18 protein-coding genes are annotated in these 17,179 nt (G+C 70.0%); 10 read left to right on the top strand and 8 right to left on the bottom strand.

What is annotated here, in order from left to right; all coding sequences use genetic code 11:
* Positions 1-121 precede the first annotated feature (121 nt).
* The 4 genes from ACGFZQ_RS27350 to ACGFZQ_RS27335 all read left to right on the top strand — a co-directional run bounded on the left by ACGFZQ_RS27350 (position 122) and on the right by ACGFZQ_RS27335 (position 3,355).
* On the top strand, positions 122-1,102 hold the full coding sequence (locus ACGFZQ_RS27350) for a ribose-phosphate diphosphokinase (RefSeq protein ID WP_362570082.1): 981 nt from the start codon (positions 122-124) through the stop codon (positions 1,100-1,102).
* 241 nt (positions 1,103-1,343) lie between these two features.
* On the top strand, positions 1,344-1,943 hold the full coding sequence (locus ACGFZQ_RS27345; protein ID WP_382540809.1) for a 50S ribosomal protein L25/general stress protein Ctc: 600 nt from the start codon (positions 1,344-1,346) through the stop codon (positions 1,941-1,943).
* A 257-nt stretch (positions 1,944-2,200) separates the two neighbouring features.
* On the top strand, positions 2,201-2,803 hold the full coding sequence (gene pth, locus ACGFZQ_RS27340; RefSeq protein WP_393842528.1) for an aminoacyl-tRNA hydrolase: 603 nt from the start codon (positions 2,201-2,203) through the stop codon (positions 2,801-2,803).
* A gap of 42 nt (positions 2,804-2,845) precedes the next feature.
* Positions 2,846-3,355 carry a hypothetical protein gene (locus ACGFZQ_RS27335; protein WP_393842527.1) on the top strand — a complete coding sequence of 170 codons (510 nt, stop codon included), beginning with the start codon at positions 2,846-2,848 and terminating at the stop codon, positions 3,353-3,355.
* Between the two features lie 63 nt (positions 3,356-3,418).
* On the opposite strand, the gene ppc is transcribed toward ACGFZQ_RS27335, so the two are convergent.
* On the bottom strand, positions 3,419-6,169 hold the full coding sequence (gene ppc, locus ACGFZQ_RS27330) for a phosphoenolpyruvate carboxylase (protein ID WP_393842526.1): 2,751 nt from the start codon (positions 6,167-6,169) through the stop codon (positions 3,419-3,421).
* Between the two features lie 308 nt (positions 6,170-6,477).
* On the opposite strand from ppc, the gene ACGFZQ_RS27325 reads away from it, so the two are divergent.
* Positions 6,478-7,491: an acyl-CoA desaturase gene (locus ACGFZQ_RS27325; RefSeq protein WP_393842525.1), complete on the top strand. Its 1,014-nt coding sequence runs from the start codon at positions 6,478-6,480 to the stop codon at positions 7,489-7,491.
* Entirely contained in the window at positions 7,488-8,162 is a 675-nt protein-coding gene (locus ACGFZQ_RS27320; protein WP_351706674.1) for a TetR/AcrR family transcriptional regulator, read from the top strand. The genes ACGFZQ_RS27325 and ACGFZQ_RS27320 overlap by 4 nt, the downstream gene beginning before the upstream one ends.
* A 29-nt stretch (positions 8,163-8,191) precedes the next feature.
* Here ACGFZQ_RS27320 and ACGFZQ_RS27315 read toward each other — a convergent pair whose 3' ends face one another.
* The 3 genes from ACGFZQ_RS27315 to ACGFZQ_RS27305 all read right to left on the bottom strand — a co-directional run bounded on the left by ACGFZQ_RS27315 (position 8,192) and on the right by ACGFZQ_RS27305 (position 9,621).
* Positions 8,192-8,365: a CsbD family protein gene (locus ACGFZQ_RS27315; protein ID WP_393842524.1), complete on the bottom strand. Its 174-nt coding sequence runs from the start codon at positions 8,363-8,365 to the stop codon at positions 8,192-8,194.
* Between the two features lie 78 nt (positions 8,366-8,443).
* Positions 8,444-8,806 (bottom strand): VOC family protein, encoded by a 363-nt coding sequence (locus ACGFZQ_RS27310; RefSeq protein WP_393842523.1) that lies wholly within the window; start codon positions 8,804-8,806, stop codon positions 8,444-8,446.
* Positions 8,806-9,621: a trans-aconitate 2-methyltransferase gene (locus ACGFZQ_RS27305; RefSeq protein WP_393842522.1), complete on the bottom strand. Its 816-nt coding sequence runs from the start codon at positions 9,619-9,621 to the stop codon at positions 8,806-8,808. The genes ACGFZQ_RS27310 and ACGFZQ_RS27305 overlap by 1 nt, the downstream gene beginning before the upstream one ends.
* Before the next feature lie 89 nt (positions 9,622-9,710).
* On the opposite strand from ACGFZQ_RS27305, the gene tamR reads away from it, so the two are divergent.
* On the top strand, positions 9,711-10,208 hold the full coding sequence (gene tamR, locus ACGFZQ_RS27300; protein WP_351738923.1) for a MarR family transcriptional regulator TamR: 498 nt from the start codon (positions 9,711-9,713) through the stop codon (positions 10,206-10,208).
* A gap of 96 nt (positions 10,209-10,304) precedes the next feature.
* Here the strand turns inward: tamR and ACGFZQ_RS27295 are convergent, their stop codons facing one another.
* The gene (locus ACGFZQ_RS27295) at positions 10,305-11,078 is read right to left on the bottom strand and encodes a response regulator transcription factor (RefSeq protein ID WP_351738926.1); all 774 of its coding nucleotides are present in this window, start codon (positions 11,076-11,078) and stop codon (positions 10,305-10,307) included.
* 272 nt (positions 11,079-11,350) lie between these two features.
* Here ACGFZQ_RS27295 and ACGFZQ_RS27290 point away from each other — a divergent pair, with 272 nt between their 5' ends.
* Positions 11,351-11,797 carry an N-acetyltransferase gene (locus ACGFZQ_RS27290; protein ID WP_351738929.1) on the top strand — a complete coding sequence of 149 codons (447 nt, stop codon included), beginning with the start codon at positions 11,351-11,353 and terminating at the stop codon, positions 11,795-11,797.
* 3 nt (positions 11,798-11,800) lie between these two features.
* On the opposite strand, the gene galK is transcribed toward ACGFZQ_RS27290, so the two are convergent.
* Genes galK through galT form a run of 3 tightly spaced genes read right to left on the bottom strand, consistent with a single transcriptional unit; the run spans position 11,801 to position 14,975 of the window.
* A complete protein-coding gene (galK, locus tag ACGFZQ_RS27285; RefSeq protein WP_393842521.1) occupies positions 11,801-12,955 on the bottom strand; it encodes a galactokinase in 1,155 nt (384 codons plus the stop codon).
* On the bottom strand, positions 12,955-13,917 hold the full coding sequence (galE, locus tag ACGFZQ_RS27280; RefSeq protein WP_351738933.1) for a UDP-glucose 4-epimerase GalE: 963 nt from the start codon (positions 13,915-13,917) through the stop codon (positions 12,955-12,957). The genes galK and galE overlap by 1 nt, the downstream gene beginning before the upstream one ends.
* On the bottom strand, positions 13,917-14,975 hold the full coding sequence (galT, locus tag ACGFZQ_RS27275) for a galactose-1-phosphate uridylyltransferase (protein ID WP_393842520.1): 1,059 nt from the start codon (positions 14,973-14,975) through the stop codon (positions 13,917-13,919). The genes galE and galT overlap by 1 nt, the downstream gene beginning before the upstream one ends.
* 136 nt (positions 14,976-15,111) lie before the next feature.
* On the opposite strand from galT, the gene ACGFZQ_RS27270 reads away from it, so the two are divergent.
* A complete protein-coding gene (locus tag ACGFZQ_RS27270) occupies positions 15,112-16,812 on the top strand; it encodes a sodium:solute symporter family protein (protein WP_393842519.1) in 1,701 nt (566 codons plus the stop codon).
* A 27-nt stretch (positions 16,813-16,839) separates the two neighbouring features.
* The gene (locus ACGFZQ_RS27265; RefSeq protein ID WP_351738941.1) at positions 16,840-17,166 is read left to right on the top strand and encodes a hypothetical protein; all 327 of its coding nucleotides are present in this window, start codon (positions 16,840-16,842) and stop codon (positions 17,164-17,166) included.
* The last annotated feature ends 13 nt before the right edge of the window (positions 17,167-17,179 follow it).

Genomic DNA, 17,179 nt, shown 5'->3' with positions numbered 1-17,179 from the left:
GACGTCGTACCGTGATAAGTGCACACCCGCACCTAACCAGCTGTTTCGGCCTCATGCGCCCGGCGCAGAGGTCGCTGGACATCCAGCTGTACGGCTGAGACACCTCTGAGGAGACAGTGCTGTGACCGGGATCAAGACGACCGGCAAGAAGAAGATGATGTTCTTCTCCGGCCGCGCCCACCCCGAGCTTGCCGAGGAGGTCGCCCACCAGCTGGGTGTCGGGGTAGTACCGACCAAGGCCTTCGACTTCGCGAACGGCGAGATCTACGTCCGCTACCAGGAGTCGGCGCGCGGCGCCGACTGCTTCGTGATCCAGAGCCACACGGCTCCGATCAACCAGTGGATCATGGAGCAGCTGATCATGATCGACGCGCTGAAGCGTGCGTCGGCGCGTTCCATCACGGTGATCGTGCCGTTCTACGGTTACGCGCGGCAGGACAAGAAGCACCGTGGCCGTGAACCGATTTCGGCGCGGCTCATCGCCGATCTGATGAAGACGGCGGGTGCGGACCGGATCCTGACCGTGGACCTGCACACGGACCAGATCCAGGGGTTCTTCGACGGTCCGGTGGATCACCTGTTCGCGCTCCCGTTGCTCGCGGACTACGTGGGCGGGAAGGTGGACAGGGACAAGCTGACGATCGTGTCCCCGGACGCCGGCCGGGTGCGGGTCGCCGACCGCTGGTGCGACCGGCTCGGTGCGCCGCTGGCCATCGTGCACAAGCGCCGTGACAAGGACGTGGCGAACCAGGTGACCGTCCACGAGGTCGTGGGCGAGGTCAAGGGCCGGGTCTGTGTCCTGGTCGACGACATGATCGACACCGGCGGCACGATCTGCGCGGCGGCGGACGCCCTGTTCGCGCACGGCGCCGAGGACGTGATCGTGACGGCGACGCACGGTGTGCTCTCGGGTCCGGCGGCGGACCGGCTGAAGAACTCGCGGGTGAGCGAGTTCGTGCTGACGAACACGCTGCCGACGCCGGGCGAGCTGGGCCGGGACCTGGACAAGATCACGGTGCTGTCGATCGCGCCGACGATCGCGAGCGCGGTGCGCGAGGTGTTCGAGGACGGTTCGGTGACGAGCCTCTTCGACGAGCAGTGAGCGGCGCTTTGTGAGCACCGTGCAGTGAGGTTTCTGCACAGGGCGCACGGCCTGCACCGCCCGCGCTGAAGATCCTTTTGGTACGGCCTCCCCCGCCGAGTAGACTGCACAAGTTGCTCGGCGAGGGAGGCCGTACCTGTTCTGTACAGGTGTCGGCGGTCCGTTATCGACGCGCTCTTCGTAGCAGGCCGTTCGTGGCCGGGTGACCACGTCCGTTCTACCTCTACGAGGAGTGATCACCATGTCCGAGGTGAAGATCGCCGCCGAGTCGCGCACCGAGTTCGGCAAGGGCGCCGCCCGCCGTATCCGCCGCGACAGCAAGGTCCCCGGTGTCCTGTACGGCCACGGTTCGGACCCGATCCACCTGACCCTCCCGGGCCACGAGCTGCTGCTCGCGCTGCGTACCCCGAACGTCCTGATCTCCCTGGACATCGACGGCAAGTCCAACGAGCTGGCGATCCCGAAGTCCGTGGTCCGCGACCCGATCAAGGGCTTCCTGGAGCACGTCGACCTGCTGCTGGTCAAGCGCGGCGAGAAGGTCAACGTCGAGATCCCGGTGCACACCGAGGGCGAGCTGGCCGCGGGCGGCAACCTGCTGGAGCACGTGCTGAACGCGCTGCCGGTCGAGGCCGAGGCCACCCACATCCCCGAGTCCGTCACCGTCTCCGTCGAGGGCTTGGAGGCCGGTGCCTCCGTCCTCGCCAAGGACATCACCCTGCCGTCCGGCGTGACCCTGGCCGTCGAGGACGACGCGGTCGTCCTGCAGGTCCTGGCCGCGCAGGCCGAGGAAGCCCCTGCGGGCGAAGAGGGCGCGGCGGGCGAGGAAGTCGCCGAGGCCTGATCCTCACCTTCGTCGCTTCGTCAGCCGCTGTTCCCCCGCAGGGGCAGCGGCTGACGTACAGCGTGAGCGCGCTGTAGGCGCGCTCGCTCTCCTCCTCGCATCGCATCATCGCGCGCGCGTATCAAGGAGACGTGACTCCGCCCACCGCCGAAGCGGCGGGCTTCCAACCCGAAGGCTGCGGTCCAGCCCGAACCGGCCCTTTTGGAGACTACGGGAAGGTGCCACGGCGCTACGCACCGTGCGGATCAGGAAGTGAGATGGACGTGACCACCCCCGCCAACGCCCCCTGGCTGATCGCCGGCCTCGGCAACCCCGGACCGGAGTACGCGATGAACCGGCACAACGTCGGTTTCATGGTCGCGGACCTGCTCGCCGGGCGGATCGGGGGGAAGTTCAAGCGGGCCGGCAAGGCGCAGGCGCAGGTCGTGGAGGGGCGGCTGGGGGCGCCGGGTCCGGGGAGCCGGCGGGTGATCCTGGCCAAGCCGATGTCGTACATGAACCTGTCCGGCGGCCCGCTGAACGCGCTGCGCGACTTCTACAAGGTGCCGGTGGCGAACATCGTCGCCGTCCACGACGAACTGGACATCGACTACGGCGTCCTCCGGCTCAAGCTCGGCGGCGGCGACAACGGCCACAACGGGCTGAAGTCGATGACGAAGGCCATGGGTGCCGACTACCACCGGGTGCGGTTCGGGATCGGGCGCCCTCCGGGTCGTATGCCGGTCGCGGACTTCGTGCTGAAGGACTTCTCCTCGGCCGAGCGCAAGGAACTGGACTACCTCGTGGACCGGGCGGCCGACGCCGTGGAGGCGCTGGTCACCGAGGGACTGGAGCGGGCGCAAAGCTCGTACAACTCCTGACTTGTCCCCCACCGCAGTTGACCGGCCGTAGGGACATGGCCAATGATCCCGGCCATGCCTGCTGCCTCGGTCCCCTCCTCCCGTACGCCTCCGGTCGCCGCCCTGCGGTTGGGCCGGGTCGTGTCGATGGGCGCGGTCGCCGTGCTGATCCTGGTCGGCGGGGTGTGGGGCTCCTGGGGCACGGCGCAGCACGTGATGCTGACGAAGGGCAAGGAGCGGGGCACGGTCGCGGTGACCGCGTGCGGTGCGGACACCTGCACGGGCCCGTTCACCCCGGCCGCCTCCGGCGCCTCCGCGCGCTCCCGGGTGGTCGTCGACAAGTCGGTGGCGGTGCGCAAGGGGCAGACCTACGACGTGATCGTGAAGCCCGGCACCGACGAGGTGGTCCGGTCCGGCCCCGCCGGGATCCTGCTCGCCTGGGTGCCGCTGGGCGGCGCGCTGCTGCTGGCGGCGGTGGTGGTCGCCGGAGGGCTGCGGCTGACCCGGGTGGCGTGGGCGCTGGGCGGTTCGGGGATCGCGCTGCTGACGGCGGCTTTCTTCGCAGTGCAGTGAGCACATACGGCTGTGCCCCCGGGTGTACGACCCCGGGGGCACAGCCATGTGCGGTGGCGCTGGTCAGCCGGTGTTGCGCAGGCCGGCTGCGACGCCGTTGACGGTGAGGAGGAGGGCGCGGGCGAGGAGGGGGTCTGGTTCCGCGCCGGCGGCGGCGTCGTCGCGCTGGCGCTTGAGGAGGGTGACCTGGAGGTAGGAGATCGGGTCGAGGTAGGCGTCGCGGATGGTGAAGGTCTGCTTGAGGACGGGGGTGGCGTCCAGCAGTTCGCTCTCGCCGGTGATCTTCAGGACTTCGGTGACGGTCAACTCGTGTTCGGCGCGGATGGTGTCGAAGACGTGCTTCAGCTCGTCGGGGACGAGGGTGTCGACGTAGTGCTGGGCGATCCGCAGGTCGGTCTTGGCGAGGGTCATCTCGACGTTGGAGACGAAGTTGCGGAAGAAGTGCCACTGCTGGTGCATCTCGTCCAGGACGCCCTCTCCTCCCAATGTTGCAGTCAGGCCCGCCTCGCGCAGCGCCTTCAGGCCGGAGCCGACGCCGAACCAGCCGGGGACGATCTGCCGGGACTGGGTCCAGCCGAACACCCAGGGGATGGCGCGCAGGCCGTCGAGCGAGACGCCCGAACCGGGGCGGCGGGAGGGCCGCGAGCCCAGGTGCAGGTCGGCGAGCTGGTCGACGGGGGTGGAGGCGAGGAAGTACGTCGGCAGGTCGGGGTCCTCGACGAGTTCGCGGTAGGCGGCGTGGGCGGCCTCGGAGACGACGTCCATGGCCGCGTCCCAGCGGGCGAGGGCCTCATCGGACTGGCGGGGGGCGGTGTGCAGGGCGGAGGCCTGCAGGGTGGCGGCCACCGTCAGTTCCAGGTTCTCCCGGGCGAGGGAGGGGATGAGGTACTTGTCGGAGATGACCTCGCCTTGTTCGGTGACCTTGATCTCGCCTTCGAGGGTGCCCCAGGGCTGGGCGAGGATGGCGTCGTGGGAGGGGCCGCCGCCGCGGCCGACGGTGCCGCCGCGGCCGTGGAAGAGGCGCAGGCGTACGCCGTAGCGGTGGGCGACGTCGCGCAGGCGGCGCTGGGCGCGGTGGATCTCCCACTGGCTGGTGGTGATGCCGCCGAACTTGGAGGAGTCGGAGTAGCCGAGCATGACTTCCTGGACGTCTCCGCGCAGGGCGACCAGGCGCCGGTAGGAGGGGTCGGAGAGCATGTCCTCCAGGATGGTGTCGGCGGCCTTGAGTTCGTCGGTGGTCTCCAGGAGGGGGACGATGCCGACCCTGGCCCAGCCGGCGTGCAGGTCCATCAGGCCGGCCTCGCGGGCCAGGACAGCGGCGGCGAAGACGTCGTCGGCGCCCTGGCACATGGAGATGATGTACGACTCGACGACCTCGGGCCCGAACACCTCCAGAGCCTTCTTCACCGTCTGGAACACCCCGAGGGTCTTCTCCCCGGCCGCATCCACCGGCGCCGGAGTGGGCGCGAGCGGCCGGCGCGACCTGAGTTCCTTGGCGAGGAGCTTGGCACGGTACTCGCGGGGCATGTCGGCGTAGCGCCACGACTCCTCGCCGAGGCGGTCGAAGAGCTGGCCGAGGGCGTGGTGGTGGGCGTCGGCGTGTTCGCGGACGTCCATGGTGGCGAGCTGGAGGCCGAACGCGGCCAGGGTGCGGATCGTCCGGGCCAGGCGGCCGTCGGCGAACAGGCCGCCGCGGTGCTCGCGCAGCGAGGCCTGGATCAGCCGCAGGTCGGCGAGGAGCTCGGCGGTGCCCAGGTAGTCGCGGCCGGGCTGGTGCGGGGTGTCGGTGGCCAGGCGCTGCTTGGTGTTGACCAGCTTCTGCCGGATGCAGGTGGCCTTGAGGCGGTAGGGCTCCTCGGCGTTGAGGCGCTTGTAGCGGGGGCTGATCTCCGGCAGCAGTTCCAGATCGGCGCGCAGCGATTCCAGGAGTTCCTCGGTCGTACCGGTGTAGCGGATGGAGTTGGAGAGGAAGCCGCGCAGTTCGTCGATCATCTCCAGGGCGTCGTTGATGCCGTGTTCGTGCTGGAGGATGAGGACGTCCCAGGTGACCTGGGGGGTGACGTTGGGGTTGCCGTCGCGGTCGCCGCCGATCCAGGTGCCGAAGGTCAGGGGGCGGGTGTCGTCGGGGAGCTTGACGCCGACCCGCTCCAGTTCGGCGGTCAGGTCCTCCAGGACGTCGCCGACGGCGTCGGCGTGCAGTTCGTCGAGGTAGTAGATGGCGTTGCGGGCCTCGTCGGCGGGCTCCGGGCGGACGACGCGGAGTTCGTCCGTCTGCCAGACCAGGTCGATGTTCTCGGCGAGGCGGGTGTCGGTGCGGCGGCGGTCCGACTCGATGACCGGGGTGTCCAGGAGCGCGGCGATACGCCGGAGCTTGTTCAGGACCGAGCGGCGCGCGGCCTCGGTGGGATGCGCCGTGAACACCGGACGGACGTTGAGGTTCTGGACGGTCTCGCGCAGGTGGTCGGCGTCGGCGTCCTTGAGCCGGTCGGCGGTGCGGGCGAGGAGACCGCCCTCGGCGGCGCGGCGGGCGCGCAGCTCGCGGCCGCGGTGGACCTGCTCGGTGACGTTGGCCAGGTGGAAGTAGGTGGAGAAGGCGCGGACCAGCTTGGCGGCGGTCTCCAGTTCGATGCCGCGCAGCAGTTCGGCGGCGGCCTCGCCGTCCTCGCGGGTGAGGCGGCGGACCCTCTCGACGAGGTCCAGCAGCTCGGGGCCCTCCTGCCGGACGAGGGTCTCGCCGAGAAGGTCACCCAGCCGGCGGATGTCGGCGCGCAGCTCACTGCTGGTCGTGGTGGTCTGGTCGTCGGCACTGCTCACAGGTGCGGCTCCTTGCAGTGTTGAAGCTCGTCTGGAGGGAACCCGTCAGGCGGCCGGGCGGCAGGCGGGGCCTGTCCGCATAGGGGCCGGACATCCGGGAAGGAAACAGAGCGGACCGCGCTGTCCGACCGACTTCAAGGATAGGTGTCCATGAGGACGCGCAGGCTGCGGGGCTCTTGCTGAGAGACGCCCCGCTGCCATACTTACGTCGCCGTAGGTTACGGAACCGTAGGGAAGAACCCTTATCGTCCCGCTCGGTCGCCGCGGATCGGCACCTGTCTCAACCCTCGACCCCCCAGGGGACGCGCATGACCTCGTCAAGTTCCGATGTGATCGAAGACCCCCGGAAGGCGGCCGACGGCTCGCTCCAGCCCGCCACCCTGGGCGGCGAGCGGAAAGGCTCGCTGGAGCAGATCACCCTGCTGCTGTTCATCGTCGTGCCGTTCCTCGCGCTGCTGGCGGCGGTGCCGCTGGCGTGGGGGTGGGGGGGCGTGAGCTGGCTCGACCTGGGCCTGCTGGTGTTCTTCTACTATCTGGGCTGCCACGGCGTGACGATCGGTTACCACCGCTATTTCACCCACGGTTCCTTCAAGGCGAAGCGGCCGCTCAGGATCGCGCTGGCGGTCGCGGGCTCGCTGGCGGTGGAGGGGCCCCTGGTGCGCTGGGTGGCCGATCACCGCAAGCACCACAAGTTCTCCGACGCGGAGGGCGACCCGCATTCGCCGTGGCGGTACGGGGAGACCGTGCCGGCGTTGCTCAAGGGCCTGTGGTGGGCGCACATCGCCTGGATGTTCGACGAGGAGCGGACCCCGCAGGACAAGTACGCGCCGGACCTGGTCCGGGACCCGGCGATCCGGGCGATCTCCCGGCAGTTCATCTACTGGACCGTGCTCTCGCTGGCGCTGCCGCCGCTGATCGGCGGCCTGGTGACGATGTCCTGGTGGGGCGCGTTCACCGCGTTCTTCTGGGGTTCACTCGTCCGGGTGGCGCTGCTGCACCACGTGACCTGGTCGATCAACTCGATCTGCCACGCCGTGGGGAAGCGGCCGTTCAAGTCCCGGGACAGGTCGGGCAACGTGTGGTGGCTGGCGATCCTGTCCTGCGGCGAGTCCTGGCACAACCTGCACCACGCCGACCCGACCTCGGCCCGGCACGGGGTGGAGCGCGGCCAGCTGGACTCGTCGGCGCGGATCATCCGCTGGTGCGAGCAACTGGGCTGGGCGTACGACGTGCGGTGGCCATCACGCTCACGTATCGATTCGCGCCGCAACAGCGGGGAAGGCGGCTCCCGACGAGGGGCGGAGACCGCCGAGGCGGCATGATTGATGCCGTGGCGACCGACTCCAGCACCCCCAGTCCCGAAAAGCCGCGGCGGGCGCGTCGCACCCGGATGACCGGTGCGGAGCGTCGCCAGCAACTGCTGGAGATCGGTCGCACCCTCTTCGCCGCGAAGGGTTTCGAGGGCACCTCGGTGGAGGAGATCGCGGCGAAGGCCGGGGTCTCCAAGCCGGTGGTGTACGAGCACTTCGGCGGCAAGGAGGGGCTGTACGCGGTGGTGGTCGACCGTGAGATGCGCCGGCTGCTGGACATGGTGACCGGCTCCCTCACCGCCGGGCACCCGCGGGAGCTGTGCGAGCAGGCCGCGTTCGCCCTGCTCGACTACATCGAGGAGTACACGGACGGGTTCCGGATCCTGGTCCGGGACTCCCCCATCCCGCAGTCCACGGGTTCCTTCGCGTCCCTCATCTCGGACATCGCCACCCAGGTGGAGGACATCCTCGGGCGCGAGTTCAAGTCGCGGGGCTTCGACCCCAAGCTGGCGCCGCTGTACGCGCAGGCGCTGGTGGGCATGGTGGCGCTGACCGGCCAGTGGTGGCTGGACGTGCGCCGCCCGAAGAAGGCGGAGGTCGCCGCCCACCTGGTCAATCTGGCCTGGCACGGCCTGGACGGCCTGGAGCAGAAGCCGCGGCTGATAGGGCACCGCAAGGCGTGAGACCGCCCGCCGGGCCCTTGAAAACCTCCTCAGTGCTTGAAGATGTCCTTGGCCTTCTCCTTGGCCTGGCGGGCGTCACCCTTGGCCTTCTCGGCGCGGCCCGCCATCTCCATCGGCCGATCGCCGATCGCACGCCCGCCGATCTCCTTGGCCTTGCCCTTGAGCTGTTCCTTCTTGGCCTTGGCCTTCTGCTCTCGTGCCACCGTCGATCACCCCTGACGGGTCGGTAGTCGGCTGTCGTTGGACCGGGTGACCGTGACCGGGCCGGGGCAAACGGCGGCTCAGCGGACCGGTTCCAGGAACTCCAGGCGGTTGCCGACGGGGTCCTCGCAGTAGAAGCGGCGGTGGCCGGGGAGGTCCCCGTCCCAGGCGACGGGCGTGCCGCGGGCGGTGAGCCGGGCCGCGTACGCCTCGATACCCGTCACCAGCAGGCCCGGGTGGGCCTGCCTGGCCGGCCGGAAGGCCTGCTCGATCCCCACGTGCAGATGGATCTCGCCGGCCCGGAACCAGCAGCCGCCGCGCGCCGCGAGCACGGGCGGTTTGGGGATCTCCGTCATGCCGAGGGTGTCCACGTAGAACGTCCGCAGCCGGTCCTCGGAGCCGGGCGGGGCGGCGAGCTGGACGTGGTCGAGGGCGGCGAGCATCAGTTCTCCTCCTTGTGGGCGACGGCGAAGATGCGCCGGAACGGGAACGGGGTGCCGTGCGGGCCGGCCGGGTAGGCCTCGCGCAGTGCGGCCCGGTACTCGGCGAGGAAGGCGTCGCGGGCCCCGGGATCGTCGGCGAGGGCGGTGAGGACCGGGCGCAGTCCGGTGCCCTTCACCCAGTCGAGGACCGGGTCCTCGCCGGTCAGCAGATGGATGTACGTCGTCTCCCAGACGTCGGCGGTGCAGCCGAGCCCGGTCAGCCGCTCCAGGTAGGCCTCGGGGGTGAGGACGGCGTCGTCGTGGCGGAGGGCCTCGGCGAGGCGGCCCCGCCAGCGGGGGGACTCGGCGAGGGTGCGCATGATCCGGTGGCTGGGGGCGGTGAAGTTGCCGGGGACCTGGAAGGCGAAGGTGCCGCCGGGAGCGAGGCCGGCGATCCACTCGGCGAACCGCTCGGCGTGCCCGGGGACCCACTGGAACGTGGCGTTGCTGACGATCAGGTCGTACGGCCGCTCGGGCGCCCAGGTGCGGACGTCGGCGTGGGAGAAGTCCAGGCGGCCGCCGCCGGCCGTGGGGCCCGCGTACTCCACGAGTGCCTTGTCGAGCATCTCGGGCGAGTTGTCGTAGCCGGTGATGCGGGCGGTGGGCCAGCGTTCGGCGAGCAGGGCGGTCATGTTGCCGGGGCCGCAGCCGAGATCGGCGACGGCCGGGACTTCGCCGGGGAGTGCGGGGATCCGGGCGAGGAGGTCGGTGAAGGGGCGGGCGCGGTGACCGGCGTGGCGGAGGTACTGGGCGGGGTCCCAGGCAGGAGTCGTCATGGGTTCCACCTTCCCCGCCTGGATATCTCGATGTCAAGAAGCTCGATATCAAGAGACTTCACGTCGACACAACCACTACACTGATCGTCATGGAGGACGAGGTCGATCGGCTGGTCGCTGCGTGGCGCCGGGAGCGCCCGGACCTCGACGTGGAACCGCTTGAGGTGCTCAGCCGGGTGAGCCGACTGGCCCGGCACCTGGACCGGGCGCGTCGGCTGGCCTTCGCGGAGCACAGCCTGGAGCCGTGGGAGTTCGACGTGCTGACCGCGCTCCGGCGCGCGGGGACGCCGTATCAGCTCTCCCCCGGGCAGCTGCTGACCCAGACCCTGGTGACTTCGGGGACGATGACCAACCGGATCGACCGGCTGACCAAGAAGGGCCTGGTGGAGCGGCTGCCGGACCCGAGCGACCGGCGGGGTGTGCTGGTGCGGCTGACCGAGGAGGGCCAGGACCGCGCGGACCAGGCCCTGGCCGGACTCCTCGCCCAGGAACGGGCGATCCTCGCCGAACTCTCCCGCGCCCAGCGCGCCGAACTCGCCGGTCTGCTACGCCAGTTGACCGCCCCGTTCGACAACATCCCCGGCTAGGCGCTCCGCTGGAAGAGCCGCAGTAGGCCGTCGGTCGGCCGCGGCGGCGTCGTGGCTGGTCGCGCAGTTCCTCCCAGCGCCCGTTCGGGGCGCCGGTCAGGCGCTGCTGCTCTCCTCCGGCATGATCCGCCCGGCCGGCCCCAGGTCGACCGGCCCCACTCCGGCCCGGCGCGCGAGCGCGACGGCGGCCAGCGTGGAGTGCACGCCCAGTTTGCCGAGCACGTTCTGCATATGGGTGCGGACGGTGTGCGGGGACAGGAACAGGCGCTCGGCGACCGCCTTGCGCCCCAGCCCCGCCACCATGCACCGGAGCACTTCCCGCTCCCTCGGCGTCAGGGACTCCACGAGCCGTTCGCTCTCGGTGCGGTGCTTGCGCGCGGCCGTCAACTCCCGCAGGACCCCGGTCAGCAGGGCGGGCGGCAGATGGGTCTCGTCGCGCAGCACTCCCCGGATGACGTTCAGCAGCCGGGACAGCGAGCAGTCCTTGGCGACCCAGCCGCAGGCGCCGGCCTGCAGGGCCAGGGCCGCACGCCTGGGATCGTCCTTCTCGGCGAGCACGACGACACGGACGGCGGGATGGGCCGAGCGGACCCCGGTGACCAGGGATATCCCGTCGACCAGACCCTCCTCGTTGCCCTCCTGCACCGGTACGGCCGGGCGGCCGCCGGGCAGTTGGCCGCCCAGATCGGCGTCGACGAGCAGCACGTCGTAGCGGCGGCCCTCGGCGACCGCGCGCTCCAGGCAGCGCAGTGCCGCCGGACCGCTGCCCGCCGCGGACACGTCGACGTCGGGCTCGGCGGCCAGAGCCGCGGCGAGCGACTCGGCGAAGATACGGTGGTCGTCGACGACCAGAACTCGGATGCGAACCACAAAACCCCCTTCCCCAAGCTCTTCACGAGCAGGGGATACCCCAAGGTGCTCAGAACGACGGGTCATGCGGACACGACACCCGTGGGAGGACGGAACCGCACGGCCGCCGCCGTGCCTGAACTGCTACCCCCACCGCGGGTGTCGTACCCGACTTGTCTCGCCCCCTGATCAGCACCGGCCCCCACCGGTGCTGCTCCTCAGGGTACGGAAGGGGGGCGGCAGCGGAAGGCAATTTGCAGAACTGCCCGGCCGACGCGTTTATGGTGTGCCGCATGTTTCGTATTGATACGGAAGTCGACAAAGAACGGCGGAAACTGCTTCACGCGCGGCTGCGGGAAACCAACATCGCGGCCTCCCCGGTCCTCGCGGCCCTGCGCGGGACCCCCGACGAACACCAAGTGCCGCTGCACGTCTGGGCGATGGACGACGGTTCGGGCGAACTGGCGGGCGGCCTGGTGGGGCACACCTGGGCGACCTGGCTGCACGTCACCTATCTGTGGGTGGACGCCCGCCATCGCGGCACGGGTCTGGGCGGCCGGCTGCTGTCCGAGGCGGAGCGCGTCGCCCGGCAGGACCGCGCCTGCGCCGCCGTCCGTCTGGAGACCTGGGACTTCCAGGCGCCGGAGTTCTACCGGAAGCAGGGTTACGAGGTGGTGTGCGTGGTCCCCGACTATCCGCCGGGGATCACGGAGTACACCCTCACGAAGCGGCTGGGCTGAGCCTCAGCTCTCCCGGCGGGCGCCCGCCGACGGCACCGCCTCGAACGTCCGGGGCGCCTTGAACCCGGCCGCCGCGAAGGCCTCTTCGACCGCCTTGGTGATCGTGTCGACGTCGGACGCCTCCGCGAGGACGATCGCCGAGCCGCCGAAGCCGCCGCCGGTCATCCGGGCGCCCAGGGCGCCGGTGGCCAGGGCGGTGTCGACGACCAGGTCCAGCTCCGGGCAGGAGATCCGGAAGTCGTCGCGCAGCGAGGCGTGGCCCTCGGTGAGGACCGGGCCGATGGCGCGGGTGTCGCCGGCCTCCAGCAGGGCGACGACGCGTTCGACGCGGTGGTCCTCGGTGACGACGTGCCGGACCAGGCGCCGTACCTCCTCCTCGTCGCCCAGCCGGTCGAGGGCCGCGTCGAGGTCGTCGTAGGCGACGTCCCGCAGCGCGTCCACGCCCAGCAGGGCCGCGCCCTTCTCGCAGCCGGCCCGGCGCTTGCCGTACTCGCCGCCGCTGTGGGCGTGCTTGACCTGGGTGTCGACGACCAGCAGCCGCATGCCCTCGGCCGCGAGGTCGAAGGGGATCTGCTTCTGCGAGAGGTCGCGGGTGTCCAGGAACAGGGCGTGGCCCAGCTCGCAGCAGGCGGACGCCGTCTGGTCCATGATGCCGGTCGGCGCCCCGACGTAGACGTTCTCCGCGCGCTGGCACAGCCGGGCCAGCTGCCAGCGGGCCAGGCCCAGTTGGTGCAGGTCGTTGAGGGCGAGGGCGATCACCACCTCCAGGGCCGCGGAGGAGGACAGGCCGGCGCCCGTGGGGACCGTGGAGGACAGGTGCACGTCGGCGCCGGTGACCGGGTGGCCGGCCTCGCGCAGCGCCCAGACCACGCCCGCCGGGTACGCCGTCCACTCCTGGTCGGTGCCGGGTTCCAGGGCGTCGAGGGAGAGCTCGACGACCCCGCCCTCGATGTCCGAGGAGTGCAGGCGCAGCACGCCGTCGGTGCGGCGGGAGACCGCGGCCGTCGTCACGTGCGGCAGCGCGAACGGCATCACGAAGCCGTCGTTGTAGTCGGTGTGCTCACCGATCAGGTTGACCCGGCCCGGTGCCGACCAGACCCCTTCGGGCGCGGTTCCGTAGAGCTCCGTGAAACCGTCCCGGACCTGCTGTGCCCCCACTACTGCTCCCTTGAGACGTGCTGTGCGAACTCCCAGGCGTCCGCGACGATGCCCGCGAGGTCCGCGCGGGTCGGGTTCCAGCCCAGCTTCTCGCGGGCGGTGGCCGCCGAGGCGACCAGGACGGCCGGGTCGCCGCCCCGGCGCGGGGCCACGACCTCGGGGATCGGGTGGCCGGTGACCTGGCGGACGGTCTCGATGACCTCGCGGACCGAGAAGCCCTCGCCGTTGCCGAGGTTGCAGATCAGGTGCTCGCCGGGCCGTGCGGCCGTCAGGGCCAGCAGGTGGGCGTCGGCCAGGTCCGCGACGTGGATGTAGTCGCGGACGCAGGTGCCGTCGGACGTCGGGTAGTCGTCACCGAAGACCGAGACGGCCTCGCGGCGGCCCTGGGCGACCTGGAGGACCAGCGGGATCAGGTGCGACTCGGGGTCGTGGCGCTCGCCCTGGGTGCCGTAGGCGCCGGCCACGTTGAAGTAGCGCAGGGAGACCGCGCCCAGGCCGTGGGCGGCGGCCTCGCCGGTGATCATGTGGTCGACGGCGAGCTTGGTGGCACCGTACGGGCTGGTGGGCTTCGTCGGGGCGGTCTCGACGATCGGGACCTGCTCCGGCTCGCCGTAGGTGGCCGCCGTGGAGGAGAAGACGAGCTTGCGGACGCCGGCCTCGCGCATCGCGGCGAGCAGCGCCATGGTGCCGCCGACGTTGTTGTCCCAGTACTTCTCGGGGTGTTCGACCGACTCGCCGACCTTGGAGAACGCGGCGAAGTGCAGCACCGCGTCGTAGGAGGCGTCGAGCCACTTCGCGGCGTCGCGGATGTCGCCCTCGACGAAGGCCGCGCCCGCCGGGACGGCCTCCCGGAAGCCCGTGGACAGGTTGTCGAGGACGGTGACCTCGTGGCCCGCCTCCAGCAGGTGCTGGGCCACCACGCTGCCGACGTAACCCGCTCCGCCCGTCACCAGGTACTTCATCAACTCGCTACCTCTCGCAGTCGCTCGGCCGCGCGCTCCGGCGGCACGTCGTTGATGAACACGTTCATGCCGGATTCGGAACCCGCGAGAAACTTCAGCTTGCCGGACGTTCGGCGGATGGTGAAAAGCTCCAGGTGGAGCGCGAAGTCGTCGCGCGTGACCCCCTCGAACTCCTCCAGCGTCCCGAACGGCGCCTGGTGCCAGGCGGCGATGTAGGGCGTGGGAGGTTCACCCTCACCGAAGATACGGTCGAAGCGCCTCAAGAGTTCCAGATAAACCTGGGGGAACTCTGAGCGCGCCGCCTCGTCCAGTCCGAGCAGGTCGGGGACCCGGCGCTTCGGGTACAGGTGGACCTCGTAGGGCCAGTGTGCCGCGTACGGCACGAAGGCGACCCAGTGTTCACCCTCAAGGACGACCCGCTCGCCGGCGAGTTCACGCTCCAGCACGGCGTCGAAGAGGTTCTCTCCGCCGGTCGCCTCCTTGTGGGTGGCGAGTGAACGCAGCATCAGGGCGGTGCGCGGGGTGGTGAAGGGGTAGGCGTAGATCTGGCCGTGCGGGTGACCGAGCGTCACGCCGATCTCCTCGCCGCGGTTCTCGAAGCAGAACACCTGCTGGACGGAGGGGAGATGGGACAGTTCCGAGGTCCGGTCGGTCCACGCGTCCAGGACGAGGCGCGCCTGCTCCTCGGTGAGGCGCGCGAAGGACGCGTCGTGGTCCGAGGTGAAGCAGACCACCTCGCAGCGCCCGGAGTCGCCGGCCAGCGAGGGGAAACGGTTCTCGAAGACCACCACGTCGTACGACGAGTCCGGGATCTCGCTCAGCCGGTCGCCCTTGGTCGGGCACAGCGGGCACTGGTCGGCCGGCGGGTGGTAGGTGCGGCCCTGCCGGTGCGAGGCGATGGCGACCTGGTCGCCGAGCAGCGGGTCACGGCGGATCTCGGAGGTGGTGTGCGTCCGCTCCAGCGGCCGGCGGTCCACCGCGTCCCGCACGGTGTCGTCCCGCAGGTCGTAGTAGATGAGCTCGCGACCGTCGGCCAGCCGGGTCGAGGTCTTCTTCACTGCGGACTCCCGAAAATCGAGCGTTGTTCGAGTCAGCCAACCATCAAACAGAACCGAACACACCAAAACACAACTCACCAGGTGAGTCAACATCGCAATCAATCAAGGTGAGACAACGAAAGTGTTGAATTACTGGGTGCAGAACCCCACCAATGCCCCCGTATCCCCCACATACCTCGCGGCGGAGCTGCGGCTCCCCACCAACGGCCTCGACTACGCGATCCTCGCGATCTACTTCGTGGTCGTCCTGGGCATCGGCTTCGCGGCCCGCCGCTCGGTGAGGACCAGCCTCGACTTCTTCCTCTCCGGACGCTCGCTGCCCGCGTGGATCACCGGGCTCGCGTTCATCTCGGCGAACCTGGCCGCCACCGAGATCCTCGGCATGGCCGCCAACAGCGCGCAGTACGGCGCGTACACCGTGCACTGGTACTGGATCGGCGCCATTCCGGCCATGGTCTTCCTCGGCCTGGTGATGATGCCCTTCTACTACGGGAGCAAGGTCCGTTCGGTCCCCGAGATGCTGCTGCTGCGCTTCGACAGAGCCGCACACCTGCTGAGTTCGATCCTGTTCGCCTTCGCCGCCATCCTCATCGCGGGCGTCAACCTGTACGCCCTCGCGATCGTCGTGGAGGCGCTGCTGGGCTGGCCGCAGTGGGTGGCGATCGTGGTGGCCGGCGCGTTCGTGCTGGCGTACATCACTCTCGGCGGCCTCTCCTCGGCCATCTACAACGAGGTGCTGCAGTTCTTCGTGATCCTGGCCGCCCTCATCCCGCTGTCGGTGCTCGGCCTGAAGAAGGTCGGCGGCTGGGACGGCCTGGTCGGCAAGCTCGACGCCACCCACGGCCACAACTTCACCACCGCCTGGGGCGGCACCGGCATCGGCAGCGTCAACCCGCTCGGCGCGAACTGGCTGACCATCGTCCTCGGCCTCGGCTTCGTCCTCTCCTTCGGCTACTGGACGACCAACTTCGCCGAGGTGCAGCGCGCCCTGTCGGCGAAGAACCTCTCCGCCGCCCAGCGCACCCCGCTGATCGCCGCGTACCCGAAGGTCTTCATCGTCTTCCTGGTGATGATCCCGGGCCTGGTCGCCGCCGCGCTGGTGCCGGACATCGGCACCTCCGGCTCCGGCCTCCAGTACAACGACGCGATCCCGTACCTGATGTCCCAGCTGCTGCCCAACGGCGTCCTCGGCATCGCGGTCACCGGTCTGCTCGCGGCCTTCATGGCCGGCATGGCCGCCAACGTGTCGTCCTTCAACACCGTCTTCACGACGGACATCTGGGCGAAGTACGTGGTGCGGGGCCGCGAGGACGGCTACTACGTCCGCTTCGGACGCCTCATCACCGCGATCGGCGTGGCCGCGTCCGTCGGTACGGCGTTCCTGGCGTCGTCGTTCTCGAACATCATGAGCTACCTCCAGACGCTGTTCTCCTTCTTCAACGTGCCGATGTTCGTCGTCTTCATCGTCGGCATGTTCTGGAAGCGCGCCTCGGCGAAATCCGGCTTCTGGGGACTGCTCGCGGGCACCTTGACCGCGATGGTCAACTACTTCGTCCTCTACAAGAAGGACATCATCGGCATCCCCACGGACCAGGGCGCCAACTTCGTCTCCGCGATCGCCGGCTTCGTCGCCGGCGCGGTGGTAATGGTGATCGTGTCCCTGTTCACCGCACCCAAGCCGGAGGCGGAACTGGCGGGCCTGGTCTACGGCACCCGCTCCCCCGGCATGACCGAGGCGCCCGCCGCGGGCGACGACGCCTGGTACCGGCGGCCGGCGCTGCTGGGCTGGGGTGCGGTCGTCCTCGCCGCCCTCTGCTACATCCCGTTCTCGTTCTGACCCCGGTCCCGGGAGAATGGAGAGACCATGACCGACGACTCCGGGCACTCCGGATTCCACTACTCCGAGCAGGACGTCCAGCGGGAGGTCACCGAGCTGGAGGGCAGGTCCACGACCGCCGCGCGGATCTTCGACCTGCGCCGGATCATCGGCGGGCTGTTCGTCCTGTACGGCGTCATCGTCACGATCACCGGGATCACGGACTCGCAGGCCGAGATCGACAAGGCACAGGGGATCAACATCAACCTGTGGACCGGGATCGGGATGCTGTTGCTGGGGGTGTTCTTCCTGGTGTGGCTGTGGCTTCGGCCCACTCCGCCTCCGGTGCCGCCGGTGGAGGACGTCGACGACTGATCGCGGTCCCGTC

Origin of the sequence: Streptomyces sp. NPDC048254 (assembly GCF_043201895.1) — a bacterium.
In the GTDB taxonomy this organism is placed as follows: Bacteria; Actinomycetota; Actinomycetes; order Streptomycetales; family Streptomycetaceae; genus Streptomyces.
Note: the sequence above shows the minus strand (reverse complement) of the source record. Positions and strands in the feature narration are given on the sequence as shown.

What these genes read in the sequence shown, in the direction of transcription:
- ACGFZQ_RS27265 (WP_351738941.1), top strand. Translation starts at nt 16,840, where the DNA reads ATGACCGACGACTCCGGGCACTCCGGATTCCACTACTCCGAGCAGGAC.
- ACGFZQ_RS27320 (WP_351706674.1), top strand. Translation starts at nt 7,488, where the DNA reads ATGATTGATGCCGTGGCGACCGACTCCAGCACCCCCAGTCCCGAAAAG.
- ACGFZQ_RS27305 (WP_393842522.1), bottom strand. Translation starts at nt 9,621, where the DNA reads ATGACGACTCCTGCCTGGGACCCCGCCCAGTACCTCCGCCACGCCGGT.
- ACGFZQ_RS27335 (WP_393842527.1), top strand. Translation starts at nt 2,846, where the DNA reads ATGATCCCGGCCATGCCTGCTGCCTCGGTCCCCTCCTCCCGTACGCCT.
- ACGFZQ_RS27345 (WP_382540809.1), top strand. Translation starts at nt 1,344, where the DNA reads ATGTCCGAGGTGAAGATCGCCGCCGAGTCGCGCACCGAGTTCGGCAAG.
- tamR (WP_351738923.1), top strand. Translation starts at nt 9,711, where the DNA reads ATGGAGGACGAGGTCGATCGGCTGGTCGCTGCGTGGCGCCGGGAGCGC.
- galE (WP_351738933.1), bottom strand. Translation starts at nt 13,917, where the DNA reads ATGAAGTACCTGGTGACGGGCGGAGCGGGTTACGTCGGCAGCGTGGTG.
- ACGFZQ_RS27290 (WP_351738929.1), top strand. Translation starts at nt 11,351, where the DNA reads ATGTTTCGTATTGATACGGAAGTCGACAAAGAACGGCGGAAACTGCTT.
- pth (WP_393842528.1), top strand. Translation starts at nt 2,201, where the DNA reads ATGGACGTGACCACCCCCGCCAACGCCCCCTGGCTGATCGCCGGCCTC.
- ACGFZQ_RS27325 (WP_393842525.1), top strand. Translation starts at nt 6,478, where the DNA reads ATGACCTCGTCAAGTTCCGATGTGATCGAAGACCCCCGGAAGGCGGCC.
- ACGFZQ_RS27310 (WP_393842523.1), bottom strand. Translation starts at nt 8,806, where the DNA reads ATGCTCGCCGCCCTCGACCACGTCCAGCTCGCCGCCCCGCCCGGCTCC.